The following is a 14836-nucleotide window of genomic DNA, read 5'->3' as shown; positions in this document are numbered from 1 at the left end:
GACAGTTCGCACCCCCTCCGTCCTCTTTCTCTTCTCACGCATGACTTCCGACCGGTCCTTCGTCCTTGCCATCACCACGGGTGAGCCGGCGGGCGTCGGGCCGGAGTTGACGGTGCAGGCACTCGTGAAGTGCCTGTCCCCGTCGGCAGGTGACACCGACGTCCGCCTCGACGCCCTCCTTGCCCATTGCCGGTTCGCCGTGCTCGGCGATGCCTCGCTGCTCGCGGCGCGCGCGCAGGCCGTGGGGCTGGGCGATGCCTGGCAGTCATTGCTCGACGGCGCCCGCGTACGTGTCGTGCACCATCCGCTGGCCGTCACGTCGCAGCCGGGCCATCTCGACGCGGCCAACGGCCGGTACGTATTGGCTCTGCTCGACGACGCCATTGATGGCGCGTTGGCCGGCACCTATGACGCCGTCGTCACGGCGCCGCTGCAAAAGAGCACGATCAACGACTGCGGCGTGGCCTTCACCGGTCACACTGAATATCTTGCCGAGCGCACCGGCACGCCACGCGTCGTGATGATGCTGGCCGGCGGCGGACTGCGCGTGGCGCTGGCGACGACGCATCTGCCGCTCGCGCAAGTCCCTGGTGCGATTCGTCGCGACGATCTGCTGCAAACGCTCGTCATCCTCAACCACGATCTGATGCGTCACTTCGGCGTGACGCGTCCGCGCATTCTCGTGACCGGGCTCAACCCGCATGCAGGAGAGTCGGGCTACCTCGGTCGCGAGGAAATCGACGTCATTACGCCGGCGCTCGACGACGCGCGCGCCGCCGGCATCGACGCCCGCGGCCCGTATCCTGCCGATACGCTGTTCCAGCCGCGCCATCTCGAAGGGGCCGATGCGGTCCTCGCGATGTACCACGACCAGGGACTGCCAGTGCTCAAGTACGCGAGCTTCGGCGCGGGCGTCAACATCACGCTTGGCCTGCCGATCATCCGCACCTCGGTCGATCACGGCACGGCACTCGACCTCGCGGGCACCGGGCAAGCCGAGAGCGGCAGCCTGCTTGAAGCCTTGCGTACGGCAGCCACCATGGCGGCCAACGCCGCGACACACGCATCATTGACCGCAGGCGCGAGCGGCGATTCGCACGCCGCAAAACCGCGTTCATAAGGAATTCACATGAGTAGCGCATCGAAGCGCACGGGCGTCCAACAGGGCCACGTGGCGCGCAAACGTTTTGGTCAGAATTTTCTCGTCGACATGGGCGTGATCGATGCGATCGTGGGTGCGATCTCGCCGCGCACCGACGATCTGATGGTCGAGATTGGGCCAGGGTTGGGCGCGCTGACGACGCCGCTCACCGAGTGGCTGGCCCATCTGCACGTGGTCGAACTCGACCGTGACCTGGTCGCGCGCCTCACACGCAAGTTCGGCGAGCGCGTGAGCGTGCACGCGGGCGATGCGCTGGACTTCGACTTCGGGTCGCTCGTGCCGGAGGATCGGCGTGACGAAGCCCCGCTGCGCATCGTCGGCAATCTGCCGTACAACATCTCCAGCCCGTTGCTGTTTCATCTGATGCGTTACGCGACGCTCGTGCGCGACCAGCACTTCATGCTGCAGGACGAAGTGGTCGAACGTATGGTCGCGCCCGCGGGATCGAGCAACTACAGCCGACTCTCGGTCATGCTCCAGTATCGCTACTGGATGGACAAGGTGCTCGACGTGCCGCCGCAGGCGTTCAATCCGCCACCCAAGGTCGATTCGGCCGTGGTGCGGATGATTCCGCGTGCCGTGGCGGACCTGCCGCAGGTCGATCTGGATGTGTTCGGAGCCGTGGTGGCACAGGCGTTCTCGCAGCGCCGCAAGATGCTGCGCAACACGCTGCACAGTTACCGCGACCGTGTCGATTTCGACGCGCTCGGATTCGATCTCACCCGTCGCGCCGAGGACGTTCCGGTCGACGAATACGTGACGCTCGCGCGCGCGATCAGTGGCGCCGGTTCACCAGGCTGATCCCGGCGAACACGAGCACGACTGCGCCGGCAAAGCGCCAGCCGACCGATTCGCCGAGCACCAGCACGCCGAACGTCACACCGAAGAGCGGGCTCAGGAACGAGAATGACGCAAGGCGGGCGGCGCTGTAGCGCGTCAACATCCCGAACCAGATCAGATAGCTCGCAAACGCGACGCCGATGGACTGATAGGCGAGGCTCACCCATGTCGTGGCGGTCATCGGGCCGACGTGCACGTTCCCAGTGCCCAGGGCCAGTGTGCACAGCAACACAGCCGAGACGGCGAGTTGGTAGAGCAGCGTCTTCGATGGCGCGGCGCTTGCCAGGCGCGACGCCCGAACGATCACCGTCGTCGTTCCCCAGAACACGCCGGCGAGGATGCCGAGCAGGTCACCCGGCCATGTTGTCGCGAGGTCCGAGCCGCTGCCGTCGGAGAACGCCACGACGATGCCGCAGAAGGCAACGGCCATGCCGAGCCATTGCATCGGACGCAACCGTTCGCTCGGCACCGTCCAGTGCAGGCCGATGGCGGTAAAGCAGGGGGCCGAATACAGGAAGACGGCCATGCGCGAGGCGGTCGTGTGCGTCAGGCCAACGAAGATGCAGAGGAATTCCAGCGAAAAGAGCAAGCCCGCGAGGAGGCCTGCCGGCAAAGTGCCGTCACCGGTGATGAGCTTCTGACGGCGCCACAGCATCCAGCCGCCGACCAGCACGGTCGCGATCAGGGAGCGCAAGCCGGCCTGCAGCACGGGGGGCACGACGGGGACCGCCAGTTTGACGGCGACCTGCTGGCCGCCCCATACCGCACACAGGCCAAACATGATGGCAAGCGCGGCGGCATCGATCGGACGCGGTGTGGATTTCATGAAGTTGGTTCGGATGGCGATGCATCGTGAGTACGATGCGTTGTGTCGCTCATTGTCTCCGATCCCGGTCGCTCGGACATCATTCTGGTGCAGGCGGCATGGGTAATTTCGGGGAGCATTGTTTCGTTTCGCGACACAATGTCTCCCGGATTCGCCGGTTTATTGCATTTCGCCGAACCGATACAATGCTCCGCGCGGGCCATCGTGCCCATCCCCCCGTCAATTTTTGCACCCTTGCGCATGTACAAGAAAGGCTCAGCCGTCGAGCTCCAGTTCTCCCCGTCACGTCTCAACGACGGGGCAGGCGATCCGTATTGGATCGATATCACGCGCGACGAGGCGCAGGCACTGCTCGCCGCGCTGCAATCGTATCTAAGCCGACCGGGACACGATGCCTCGGGCACCGAATTGCCGCTCGTGTTCACGCTGCCCGATCCGGGGGCGACGCGGAAGACCGAATTGACGCGAAACGACGGCGTGACGCCTGTCTTGTCCGGTGGCACGCAAGCCTACCGCCAATGGGTCTGCGTGATCTGTGGCTGGATTTACGACGAAGCGCTCGGCTGCCCGGACGACGGCATCGCGCCCGGAACCCGCTGGGAAGACGTGCCGGAAGACTGGCGTTGCCCGCTGTGTGACGTGGGCAAGGAGGACTTTGCGATGGTGGCGTTCTGAAGCGTCGCACAGGACTGTACGGAGGCCCCCGGCCCGACGCTGCATGGTATAGGGGAAACGGCCGCCGCAAATGGGTGGCCGTCTCGGCATGACGCGCAGCCTGGCAGGCGTTACAAGACGCCCTGGGTCGAGCGCTTCTGGATCAATTCGATCTTGTAGCCGTCTGGATCTTCGACGAACGCAATGACCGTCGTACCGCCCTTGACGGGACCGGCTTCGCGGCTAACCTTGCCGCCGGCCGCACGGATCGTGTCGCAGGCAGCGTAGGCATCATCGACTTCGACCGCCAGATGGCCGAATGCGGTGCCGATCTCGTAATTTTCCACGCCCCAGTTGTAGGTCAGCTCAAGCACGGTGTTCTCCGACTCGGCGCCGTAGCCGACAAATGCCAGCGTGTACTTGTACTCGGGGTTCTCGCTCTGGCGCAGCAGTTGCATGCCGAGCACGCGCGTGTAGAAATCGATCGAGCGCTGAAGGTCGCCGACGCGCAGCATGGTATGGAGCATTCGCATGGTGTTTTTAACCGATGGGGACAACGAGGTCTCGATTGTACCCGCGCTCATGAAACTGAGCCGCATTCATGCGGCGTTGAATGATTCTCGCGCTTGGGGGCGACCGTTCGATCAGAATTCCGGTAGCCACTCAGGCGCATGCGACTTGAGGGTGTCGCGCGCCGCCTCGAATTCCGGGAAGATCGACGCCACGGCTTGCCAGAAACGAGGCCCGTGGTTCATTTCCTTCAAATGCGCGAGTTCGTGCGCGACCACGTAATCGATCACGCCCAGGGGGAAGTGGATCAGCCGCCAGTTCAAGCGAATGCGTCCGTCGGCGCTGCAACTGCCCCAGCGCGTCGTGGCCGACGACAGCCCCAGCGCCGAGTGGCGCACGCCGAGGCGCTCGCCGTAGACTTCCAGCCGCGTCGTGAAGAGTTTGCGGGCTTCTTGCTGCAGCCAGCCTTGCACACGGTCGCGCATCTGCTCCGGTGCGGCTTGCGGCGGCAAATCGAGCCACAGCGTATGCGTATGGATATCGTATTGCGCAGTACGGGCGCTTGCGCCGAGCCGGATGGTCAGCGTGTGACCAAGGTACGGCAGCGTGGCGGCGTCGGCCCAGATCACACGCGGAATCACGCGACGTGCGGCGCGGTCGCGAAATTCGGCGATCTTGTTGAAGATCCAGCGCTTTTTCTCGACAACGGCCGCTTCGACGTCCGCCAGCGTGACCCAGCGCGGGGCGGTGACGGCCAGTCCCGACTCGTCGATCATGAAGCCGATGGTGCGCCGTGATGAGCGTTTGAATCGATAGTAGATGGCATGACCGTCGAGCACGATGACGCGTTCGCCGTTGCCGGGCAGGCGGCGCGGCGCCGGGCCCCCTGACGCGAGCCCGTGAAGCGGGCTCGTTTCGATGGCCGACGGGCTCAATGCCGCCGATGGGCCGGGCACGTCGGTGGCCACGCCGTTCGCTTCGGCCCCGGGGTTGCCGAACAGATCGAGTTCCATCTGGGGAACGGGGGTCTCATGCCGGGAGCGGGTGTCGCGCATAGCGGGTTGGACTTTCGACATGAGACGGTCTCGGGAGGGGGCGTCAGGTCCGTGGCGTGGTGTCGGGTTTGTCCGACGCGCCGGACGACTCTGGCGCAGTCTTCACTGGTTTTGCCTGATAGGCACCCGGATCGATGCGCACCATCTCGCGTTCGATCCATTCGGCCACATCGGCGTTGACGGCCTCGGCCGTGCGCCCCGCCGTCTGGATGACGGGTCCGATCGATACGACCACTTCCCCGGGGTATTTCAAAAACGAGTTGCGCGGCCAGACGCGCCCGGCATTGTGCGCGATCGGCACGACCGGGGCACCGGTCGTCGCTGCGAGGCGGGCGCCGCCCGATTTGTACCGGTTGCGAGAGCCGGTTTTCGTGCGCGTGCCTTCCGGGAACATGATGATCCACGACCCCTCGGCCAGACGCTCGCGCCCCTGCGCAACGACCGACTGAAACGCGTCGGTGCCCTTGCTGCGATTGATGTGGATCATGCTGAGCAGGCCCAGCGCCCAGCCGAAGAATGGCACATAGAGCAGTTCGCGCTTGAACACGAAACACAGTGGGCGCGGCATGAGCGCAGGCAGCGCGACCGTCTCCCAGGCCGATTGGTGCTTCGACAGCAGGATCGCGGGCGTATCCGGCAGATTCTCCCAGCCGATGACCCGGTAGCGCATGCCACACAGCTTGTCGCCAACCCAGATGACTACCTTGCACCAGCCGGCCGCAAGCCAGTAACGGCGCACGCGCGAGAGGAACGGGAACGAGACGATGCAGGCGATCGCGTAGGGAATCGTCCAGACGATCAGGAAGATGAAAAAGAGAATCGAACGAAATTGCAGCATCGGGTCTTGGCCTGAAGTAAGGTGCCGGAGCGATTGTCCTACGCGCGCTGATGCGCATCCTGCTGGGTCATGTGACGGGCGAGCGCCGCACCACTCACACGCTCTTGGCGCCGGCTTCGGCGAGCAGGTCGTTCACGAACGCCTGCAGGCTGTCATGCACACGTGTGCCTTCGGGCAGATTGCCCGCAGCGAGCGTTTTCTTGCCCTTGCCGGTCAATACCAGGTGCGGCCGTGCGCCCACCGCTGCCGCCGCCTGCAAATCGCGCAGCGAGTCGCCTACGGCCGGCACGCCGGTCAGGTCGATTTCATAGCGGCGCGCGATTTCCTGGAACAGACCCGGCTTCGGCTTGCGGCAATCGCAGGCGTCCGCGGCAGTATGCGGGCAGAAGAACACCGCGTCGATGCGGCCGCCGGCGGCGACGGCCAGCTTCGACATTTTCGTGTGCATGGCGCCGAGTGTCGCCATGTCGAACAACCCGCGCCCCACGCCCGACTGGTTCGTCGCCACGACGACCCGGTAGCTGGCCTGGTTCAGACGGCCGATGGCTTCCAGACTGCCGGGTAGCGGCACCCACTCATCCGTCGACTTGATGAACTGATCCGAGTCGGCGTTGATGACGCCGTCTCGATCGAGAATCACGAGCTTGCGGGCGGCGGGGCCGGGGGTGCGATCTTTACGCGAATCCATGATGAACGGGCTTCCGGGACATTGGGCCGAACTTAAGCGGCGAGCTTCGAGAGATCGGCCACGAGGTTCATCTTCAGATGCAAATGGCTGAGCAGGGCGAGGCGATTGTTGCGCAGTGCCTCGTCATCGGCCATCACCATCACGTCATTGAAGAAGGCGTCGACCGCGTCGCGCAGTTCGGCCAGCGCTGACAGCGCCTGCGCATACTCGTGCGCCCGGAACTTCGCCTCCACCACCGGGGTGACCTTGTCGAGTGCGGCGGCAAGCGCTTTCTCGGCCGGCTCGATCAGCAGCGACGCTGCGATAACGCCTTCGGGCGGCGCTGCCGTCTTCTTCAGGATATTGCCGATGCGCTTGTTCGCGGCGGCAAGCGCTTCGGCTTGCGGCAGTGCCGAGAATGCACGTACGGCCTCCAGGCGCTCGATCAGATCGCTCAGATCCAGATAAATCGACGGGGACACCAGCACGGCCTCGATTTCGTTGGCGGCGTAGCCACGCTCACGCAGATAGCCGCGCAGGCGATCGAGCACGAACTGGTAGACGTCACTCAGGTAAGCGTCGCCGGCGACACCCGACGTGAATTGCTGGTAGGTCACGTTCAGCAGGTCCGACAACATGACCGGCAGACGCCGCTCGACGAGCATGCGCACGATGCCCAGCGCATGGCGGCGCAGCGCGAATGGGTCTTTCTCCCCGGTCGGTTGCAATCCGATCCCCCAGATGCCAACGAGCGTCTCGAGCTTGTCCGCCAGTGCCACGACAATGCCGGTGTCGCTCGCGGGCAGGGCGTCGCCTGCAAAGCGCGGCTGATAATGCTCCGAACAGGCGCGCGCGACGTCGTCGGCTTCACCGTCGTGACGCGCGTAATACGTGCCCATCGTGCCTTGCAGCTCAGGGAACTCGCCGACCATATCGGTCAGCAGGTCGGCCTTGGCCAGCAGGGCGCCGCGTTCGGCCAGCGCCACCGCGTTCTGATCCGCGCCGCCGAGCATCCGTGCAATGGCGCCGGCCAGTCGCACCAGACGCTGCGTGCGCTCGAGCTGCGAGCCCAGCTTGTTGTGATAGACGACGTTCGCGAGCTGCGGCACTCGGTCCGCGAGCGGCCTTTTCTTGTCCTGCTCGAAGAAGAACTTCGCATCGGCCAGACGCGGGCGCACCACGCGCTCGTTACCCGTGACGATTTGCTCGGGCGTGTCGGTCGCAATGTTGGAGACGATCAGGAAGCGGTTCGTCAGGCGGCCACCCTCGGCAAGCGGCTTGTCGGTGAGCGCGAAGTACTTCTGGTTCGTCTGCATCGTGAGAATCAGACATTCCTGCGGCACCGAGAGGAAGACTTCCTCAAAGTGGCAGGCGTAAATCGCGGGCCATTCGACGAGGGCGGTCACTTCGTCGAGCAGTGCGTCGGGCATGATCACGTGATCGCTGCCGGCCGCGTCGAACAGTTGCGTGCGAATGGCGTCGCGGCGATCCGCGAAGCTGGCGAGCACTTTGCCTTCGGACGCGAGGGTCGAGGCGTAGGCGTCGGCATGGGCGACGACGACTTCGCCCGAGGACAGGAATCGATGCCCCAGCGTCTTGTTGCCGGAGGCAAGGCCGATGGCCGTGGCGGGCACGACGGTGTCGCCGTGCAGCGCGACCAGCCCGTGCACCGGGCGCACGAATTGCACCGTCTCGCCGTCTGGGCGCTGGTAACTCATGACCTTCGGGATCGGCAGCTTGCCGAGCGTCTCGTCGAGCGCCGCTTGCAGCGCGTCAGCCAGTTGGGCGCCCGCCGCCGTGTAGGTATGGAAGAAGGCCTCGGCCTTGCCGTCCATCGCCCGCTCCAGGCTGGCGACCGGCAAGTCGGCGAAGCCCATGGCGGCGAGCTTCTTCGCCAGCGGCGGCGTGGGGTTGCCGTTGGCGTCGAGGCCGACGGAGACCGGCAGCACCTTGGCGCGGATGGTCGCGTCCGGGGCGCGTTCGAGCGCGTTGGAGATCGTGACGGCCAGGCGGCGCGGCGTGGCGTACGGCGTGACGACGCTCGCGTCCGTGGTCAGGCCACGCGTGCGCAGGCCATTGGCAATGCCGTCGGCGAACGCGTCGCCCAGACGCGCCAGCGCCTTCGGCGGCAGTTCTTCGGTCAGCAGTTCGACCAGCAGGGTGCGTTGTGCGGTGCTCATCATGCGGCTTGCGTTTGGGTTTTGGCGGCGGGGGCGTGCAGCATCGGAAAACCGAGCTTTTCGCGCGAAGCGTAGTAGGCCTGTGCGATCAGGCGCGACAGCGCCCGGATGCGGCCGATGTACGCCGCACGTTCTGTCACCGAGATGGCGCCGCGCGCGTCGAGCAGGTTGAACGTGTGGGCGGCCTTGAGAATCATCTCGTAGGCGGGCAGCGCGAGTTCGGCTTCGATGAGGCGCTTGGCTTCGCTCTCGTAGTTGTCGAAGAAGCCGAACAGCATCGGCTGATTCGAGTGCTCGAAGTTGTACGTCGACTGCTCGACCTCGTTCTGATGGAACACGTCGCCGTAGGTCAGGCGACGCGTGACCGGGCCGTCCGTGGTCTGCTCTTCCCATTCGGTCCACACGAGATCGTAGACGTTCTCGACCTGTTGCAGATACATGGCCAGGCGCTCGATCCCATACGTGATCTCGCCCAGCACCGGCTTGCAGTCCAGCCCGCCGACCTGCTGGAAATAGGTGAACTGGGTCACTTCCATGCCGTTGAGCCACACTTCCCAGCCCAGGCCCCAGGCGCCGAGCGTGGGGTTCTCCCAGTCGTCTTCCACGAAGCGCACGTCGTTCTCGGTCAGATCGAGCCCGAGCGCGCGCAGCGAACCCAGGTACAGGTCGAGAATGTTCTCCGGCGCAGGCTTGAGCACCACCTGGTACTGGTAGTAGTGCTGCATGCGGTTCGGATTCTCACCGTAACGGCCATCCTTGGGACGGCGCGACGGCTGAACATAGGCAGCGCGCCACGGCTCCGGGCCGATCGCGCGCAGGAACGTGGCCGTGTGCGAGGTACCGGCGCCGACCTCCATGTCGTAAGGCTGGAGCAACGCACAGCCTTGCTTGTCCCAGTAATCCTGCAACGTCAGGATGACTTGTTGAAAGGTAAGCATGATGAATTCGCGCGGACGAACAGGAAAATGCGGATTTTGCGCAGTCTTCCGGCCCGGCCGCGAGCGCGGCCGAAAGACTAAAACGTTGAATTTTAGCGGGAATTCGATCCGAATGGGGCGCCGATGCCCTTCGGACAGCGCGACAGCGGGATTTTCACGTCCCCCAGCGGCATTTCGACGGCATTGGCGCGAGTCCGGCGCGACTCAGCGCGCCCGGCGAGTCATCGCGAGTCCGAGGCCCAGGGCGACGAGGGCAAGCCCAAGCGCGGGAAGATTGCCGAAGCGAACGTACGGCGTGAGGCCGCGGTACGGCTGCACGCTGCCAGTGAGCGTGCCCGTGGTCATCGTCGGCAGACGGCCCTGCACGCGGCCGTGCGCATCGATGATCGCGGTCGTGCCGGTGTTCGTCGCCCGCAACATCGGACGTCCCGTCTCCAGCGAGCGCATGCGCGCGATCTGCAGATGCTGGTCGAGCGCGATGGTGTCGCCGAACCACGCAAGGTTGGTCGCGTTGGCGAGCACCGTCGCGGGGACGGGCATGCTACGCAACGTCTGGGCAATTTCCTCGCCGAACAGGTCTTCGTAGCAGATGTCGAGGGCCACGCGCTGGTCGCCGACGGCGAAGCCGCCTGGCGTGGCGGTGCCACGAAGGAAGTCGCCCAGCGGGATGTGCATCATGTCGACGAACCAGCGAAAGCCCCACGGGACGAACTCGCCGAATGGCACGAGATGATGCTTGTCGTAGCGGTGCAGCGTCGCGTCGCGCGGCGTGACGCCAAACAGGCTGTTGGTCAGATCCGTGGGACCGTGATCGGTGAGGGTCGCACCCACGGCCCCAAGCACCACGTGCGAGCCGGTGCGATCGGCAAATTCGCGGATCGGGCCGGCCACGTCGGGCGGAATGCCTTGCAGCAGCACGGGGAAGGCCGTCTCCGGCGTGATGATGAGGTCGGCCGGCGCGGCCACGATCATGTCGCGATACAGGTCCATCGCGTGATCGATTCCGGCGCGCTCGAATTTCATGTCCTGCGCGATGTTGCCTTGCAGCAGCCGCACGGTCAGCGGCTTGCCCGACGGCGTGGTCCACGCGTGCCGCGCGAGCCCTGCACCCGCGCCGAGCAGTACCAGCACGCCGGCGACCGCGGCCAGCCGCGACGCCGGGCCGGCGGCTCGCATCGTGCCGACGGCGGGAAGCACCGCGCGGGCGAGCCAGGCTGCCGCAAGCGCGGCGAGTCCGCCAATGCCATAGACCCCGACGAGCGGCGCAAAGCCGGCCAGCGGGCCATCGACGTGGGCATAGCCGGGCGACAGCCACGGGAAGCCGGTGAAGACCGTGCCGCGCAGCCATTCCGCGAGCGTCCAGGCGCCCGCGAACGCGAGGGCGCGCCATGGGCCACCGGCCGAGACCCCGCGCGTGACGAAGGTCGCCAGTGCAGGGTAGATCGCGAGATAGATCGAGAACAGCGCGACTGCAGCACCGGCCATGACGCCGGGCATGCCGCCGTAGGTGTGCATGCTGATGTAGAGCCACCAGATGCCGGACGCAAACGAGGCAACGCCGAAACTGCCGCCGAGCCAGACGGCATCGCGCCGCGATGCGCTACGCTCGACGAGCGCGAACAGGCCCGCCATCGCGATCAGCTGCAGCCACCAGACGTCGCGCGGCGCGAACGCCAAGGTCTGGGCGATACCGGCCAGACCGGCGAGCGCACGGGCGCGCCAGGCGGGCCACGAGCGCCGCTCGGGCGCGTGGAGTGTCATTTCCTGCATGGGTCGATGAAGACGTTGATCGGGGCGCAAATCGAAACGCCGGTCGCGACGTTACGCGGACGCATCGGCGCCCGCCGGCTCCACGCGCCGTAGCAACAGCATGTGAACCTGACGACCGTCGGCGCGCAGCACTTCGAACACGAGATTGCCGATACGCATGCGTTCACCGCGACGTGGCACGCGCCCGAACTGGTGCGTGATCATACCGCCGATCGTGTCGTTCTCGGCATCAACGAACTGCGTGCCGAACGCCTCGTTGAACTGCTCGATCTCGGTGAGGGCACGAATGCGGTAAGTGCCGTCGGGCGCGGCAATGATGTTGTCTTCTTCCTCGTCGAAGTCGTACTCGTCCTCGATGTCGCCGACGATCTGTTCGAGCACGTCTTCAATGGTGATGAGGCCGGCCACGCCGCCGTATTCGTCCACGACAATGGCAATGTGATTGCGATTGACGCGGAAGTCGTGCAGCAGCACGTTCAGACGTTTCGACTCGGGGATGAACACCGCCGGGCGCAGCATGTCGCGCACGTCGAAATCGTGATTGGCGTAGTAACGCAGCAGATCCTTCGCGAGCAGGATGCCGATGATGTTGTCGCGATTGCCTTCGTATACCGGATAGCGCGAGTGCGCCTGTTCCAGCACGAAGGGGACGAACTCGTCGGGCGTCTGTTCGATATTGATGGCGTCCATTTGCGCCCGCGGCACCATGATGTCGCGGGCGCACAGGTCGGCCACCTGGAATACGCCCTCGATCATCGCCAGCGAATCGGCGTCCATCAGGTTGCGGGCGTGGGCGTCTTGCAGAACTTCGAGCAGCTCGGCACGCGACTCCGGCTCCGGGGAAATCAGATCGGTGAGGCGTTCGAGCAGCGAGCGGGGTTTATCGGTGTTTTTTCGACCGGGTCGACTGGGATAAGGGTCGTTCATGACGGCGCGTCCAAGGTGGGCGGACGCCGAGCTGTTACAGGAAGCTCAAGGATACACCAGATGTACGGCATCTCTGCGTCAGCCCCGCAGCGTTTCGCGGTGTCGGGTTCGCGCTCGGGCAACGCCGCGGATTTCAGGGCAAGCCGTTCGCTTCAGCGCGCACCGCAGCGGTGCAACACGGCTTCCAGCGCGGGGTCGGGCATGCCGGCGTCGCGCAGCGCCTTGACAGTGCGGGCGACGTAATCGTGTGTCGTGCCGTAGCGTCCCTGTGCCTGATCGAAGACCTTGCGGATGATGTCGTCGGGCAGGCGGCCGGCGTAGCTCTTCACGTCGCGTCGCATGACAAATGCGAGCGCGGGCGCGGCGCGGCCGTCGGCGAGCGAACAGTTGAGCCATGCCGGACGATACGAACCCATCGCCATCTCGCGATACCAGAGCGTTTCGAGTTCGGCGCGCGCCCTGGCCGCCGAGAGCCGTAGCGCCACGCCTGCACACGAGCCGCCACGGTCGAGGGCCAGCACGAGTCCCGGTTGCTCGGGGGTGCCGCGATTGACGCGCGACCACAGATAGAGCCCCCGGTGATAGCCGAAAACACGGGCGTGCAGGCTTTCCTCGACGGGCAGGCCAGGGTTCCAGATGAGTGAGCCGTATGCGAAGATCCACAGATCCTCGCGACCGTCCCAGTGGGCGAGCGCGGTGTCGAGCGAGCCGACAAGTTCTTCCCGGCTCAGATGACGGGCGTCGCCAAGGTCCGGCGGGTACTGGTCGCACCCGGGGCCGCTCGACACACTGGACGGCGACGTCTCGGGGGCAGTCGGGCGATCGGGGATGCGGTCCATGCGATATCGGTTCAGGCGCGGTGACGGTTGGCCGGTGTGCGTGACTTCGGGGACTTCGGGGATTTTTCGGCCGCATAAGGATCGGCATAGCCGAGCCCGGCGAGAATCTCCGTTTCGAGGGCTTCCATCTCGTGCGCCTCGTCGTCCGCTTCGTGGTCGTAGCCTTGTGCGTGAAGCACGCCGTGCACGATCAGGTGGGCGTAATGCGCTTCGAGCGTAATGCCCTGTTCGTTTGCCTCGCGCTCGACCACCGGGCAGCACAACACGATGTCGCCCGTCACCGGATCGCTTTCGTCTTGCGCATAGGCGAACGTGAGCACGTTGGTCGCGTAGTCTTTGCCGCGATAGCCACGGTTCAGCGCCTGTCCTTCCTCGGCGTCGACGAAGCGCAAGGTCAGTTCGGCGTCGGCGAGCAGCGCGGCCTGCACCCAGCGGCGCACCGCGGTGCGCGGGAGCCATACCTTGTGCGCGGCGAACGCCGGACCGGCCACGAACTGTTGCGTCAGCGTGAGCGCATGACGCGGCGAACGCGGCGCCCGTTCGCTCATGCCTTGCCTCGCGACGCGCGGGCGGTGCGGGGGGCGCGTTCGGACGACACCGGCACGTCGAGGCCGGCTTCGGCGAGCTGCGCGTGCGCGTCGTAGGCATCGACGATACGGGCGACCAGCGGGTGACGCACCACGTCCACACTGGTGAAGCGCGTCACGGCAATGCCGCGAACGTTCTTCAGGATCACCTGCGCTTCCATCAGTCCGCTCTTCTGGCCGCGTGGCAGGTCGACCTGCGTGGTGTCGCCGGTCACGACCGCCTTGCTGCCGAATCCGATGCGCGTGAGGAACATCTTCATCTGCTCGGGCGTGGTGTTCTGCGCCTCGTCCAGAATGATGAACGCGTGGTTGAGCGTGCGTCCGCGCATGTAGGCAAGCGGCGCGATCTCGATCATCTGCTTCTCGAAGTACTTCTGCGTCTTGTCGAAGCCGAGCAGGTCGTAGAGCGCATCGTAGAGCGGGCGCAGGTACGGGTCCACCTTTTGCGCCAGGTCGCCGGGCAGAAAGCCCAGGCGCTCGCCCGCTTCCACGGCCGGACGCGTGAGCACGATGCGCTTGACGGCGTCGCGCTCGAGCGCGTCGACGGCGCAGGCCACGGCCAGATAGGTCTTGCCGGTGCCGGCCGGGCCGATGCCGAACGTCACGTCGTGCGAGAGGATCTGCTTGAGATAGTCGCGCTGCGCGGGTGTGCGGCCGTGCAGGTCGCTGCGACGGGTGTGCAGCACGGGCGAGCCGTCTTCCGTCTCACCGGCGGCAAACGGGTTGTCGTCGCCATGGCGCACGCTCGGCACGAGGCCCTGGCGCGACTCCACGAGCCCCAACTGGATATCGTCGACGGACAGCGGCTCGGTGGCGCGGTTGTAGAAGCTCTCGATGGCCTGCGTGGCGATCGCGGCGCTTTTGCCGCGAACGGCGAAGCGATGGCCGCGGCGGGAAATGGAGACATCGAGCGCCTGTTCGATCTGACGCAGGTTCTCGTCGAGCGGGCCGCAGAGGTTGGCCAGACGACGATTGTCGTCGCGCGGGGCGGTGAATTCTTGGACGGGTGCTTTCAAGATGATCCGGTCGGGTGCCTGTTCAGA

Annotated in this window: 15 protein-coding genes; 3 read left to right on the top strand and 12 right to left on the bottom strand. The window is 65.5% G+C overall.

Annotation, left to right across the window (positions count from 1 at the left end):
- Nucleotides 1-40: 40 nt before the first annotated feature.
- Together pdxA and rsmA are read left to right on the top strand one after the other, a co-directional pair.
- Nucleotides 41-1120, top strand: a complete 1080-nt coding sequence (pdxA, locus tag PTE31013_RS07075; RefSeq protein WP_150612079.1) for a 4-hydroxythreonine-4-phosphate dehydrogenase PdxA — start codon at nucleotides 41-43, stop codon at nucleotides 1118-1120.
- A gap of 9 nt (nucleotides 1121-1129) precedes the next feature.
- A complete protein-coding gene (rsmA, locus tag PTE31013_RS07070) occupies nucleotides 1130-1963 on the top strand; it encodes a 16S rRNA (adenine(1518)-N(6)/adenine(1519)-N(6))-dimethyltransferase RsmA (RefSeq protein WP_150612078.1) in 834 nt (277 codons plus the stop codon).
- Here rsmA and PTE31013_RS07065 read toward each other — a convergent pair.
- Nucleotides 1938-2828: a DMT family transporter gene (locus PTE31013_RS07065; RefSeq protein ID WP_150612077.1), complete on the bottom strand. Its 891-nt coding sequence runs from the start codon at nucleotides 2826-2828 to the stop codon at nucleotides 1938-1940. The two genes, rsmA and PTE31013_RS07065, sit on opposite strands and share 26 nt — an antisense overlap.
- Nucleotides 2829-3068: 240 nt before the next feature.
- Here PTE31013_RS07065 and PTE31013_RS25050 point away from each other — a divergent pair, with 240 nt between their 5' ends.
- Nucleotides 3069-3503, top strand: a complete 435-nt coding sequence (locus PTE31013_RS25050; protein WP_150612076.1) for a rubredoxin — start codon at nucleotides 3069-3071, stop codon at nucleotides 3501-3503.
- A 110-nt stretch (nucleotides 3504-3613) separates the two neighbouring features.
- Here PTE31013_RS25050 and gloA read toward each other — a convergent pair whose 3' ends face one another.
- From gloA to PTE31013_RS07005, 11 genes are all read right to left on the bottom strand, one after another.
- Nucleotides 3614-4015: a lactoylglutathione lyase gene (gloA, locus tag PTE31013_RS07055; RefSeq protein WP_150612075.1), complete on the bottom strand. Its 402-nt coding sequence runs from the start codon at nucleotides 4013-4015 to the stop codon at nucleotides 3614-3616.
- A 111-nt stretch (nucleotides 4016-4126) separates the two neighbouring features.
- Nucleotides 4127-5047: a M48 family metallopeptidase gene (locus PTE31013_RS07050; RefSeq protein ID WP_425495545.1), complete on the bottom strand. Its 921-nt coding sequence runs from the start codon at nucleotides 5045-5047 to the stop codon at nucleotides 4127-4129.
- A 43-nt stretch (nucleotides 5048-5090) separates the two neighbouring features.
- On the bottom strand, nucleotides 5091-5885 hold the full coding sequence (locus tag PTE31013_RS07045) for a lysophospholipid acyltransferase family protein (protein ID WP_150612074.1): 795 nt from the start codon (nucleotides 5883-5885) through the stop codon (nucleotides 5091-5093).
- Between the two features lie 94 nt (nucleotides 5886-5979).
- Entirely contained in the window at nucleotides 5980-6573 is a 594-nt protein-coding gene (gmhB, locus tag PTE31013_RS07040) for a D-glycero-beta-D-manno-heptose 1,7-bisphosphate 7-phosphatase (protein WP_150612073.1), read from the bottom strand.
- Nucleotides 6574-6605: 32 nt separating this feature from the next.
- A complete protein-coding gene (gene glyS, locus PTE31013_RS07035; RefSeq protein ID WP_150612072.1) occupies nucleotides 6606-8735 on the bottom strand; it encodes a glycine--tRNA ligase subunit beta in 2130 nt (709 codons plus the stop codon).
- Entirely contained in the window at nucleotides 8732-9670 is a 939-nt protein-coding gene (glyQ, locus tag PTE31013_RS07030; RefSeq protein WP_150612071.1) for a glycine--tRNA ligase subunit alpha, read from the bottom strand. The genes glyS and glyQ overlap by 4 nt, the downstream gene beginning before the upstream one ends.
- 204 nt (nucleotides 9671-9874) lie before the next feature.
- A complete protein-coding gene (gene lnt / locus PTE31013_RS07025; protein ID WP_246173928.1) occupies nucleotides 9875-11431 on the bottom strand; it encodes an apolipoprotein N-acyltransferase in 1557 nt (518 codons plus the stop codon).
- 60 nt (nucleotides 11432-11491) lie between these two features.
- Entirely contained in the window at nucleotides 11492-12367 is an 876-nt protein-coding gene (locus tag PTE31013_RS07020) for a CorC family transporter (RefSeq protein WP_150612069.1), read from the bottom strand.
- A 152-nt stretch (nucleotides 12368-12519) separates the two neighbouring features.
- Nucleotides 12520-13206, bottom strand: a complete 687-nt coding sequence (locus PTE31013_RS07015) for a gamma-glutamylcyclotransferase (RefSeq protein ID WP_150612068.1) — start codon at nucleotides 13204-13206, stop codon at nucleotides 12520-12522.
- 11 nt (nucleotides 13207-13217) lie between these two features.
- Nucleotides 13218-13754 carry an rRNA maturation RNase YbeY gene (gene ybeY, locus PTE31013_RS07010; protein ID WP_150612067.1) on the bottom strand — a complete coding sequence of 179 codons (537 nt, stop codon included), beginning with the start codon at nucleotides 13752-13754 and terminating at the stop codon, nucleotides 13218-13220.
- Nucleotides 13751-14809, bottom strand: a complete 1059-nt coding sequence (locus tag PTE31013_RS07005; RefSeq protein WP_150612066.1) for a PhoH family protein — start codon at nucleotides 14807-14809, stop codon at nucleotides 13751-13753. The genes ybeY and PTE31013_RS07005 overlap by 4 nt, the downstream gene beginning before the upstream one ends.
- Nucleotides 14810-14836 lie beyond the last annotated feature (27 nt).

This window comes from Pandoraea terrigena, assembly GCF_902459705.1.
GTDB classification, from domain to species: domain Bacteria; phylum Pseudomonadota; class Gammaproteobacteria; order Burkholderiales; family Burkholderiaceae; genus Pandoraea; species Pandoraea terrigena.
The sequence above is the reverse complement of the archived record's forward strand: the minus strand, read 5'-3'. Positions and strand labels throughout refer to the sequence as shown.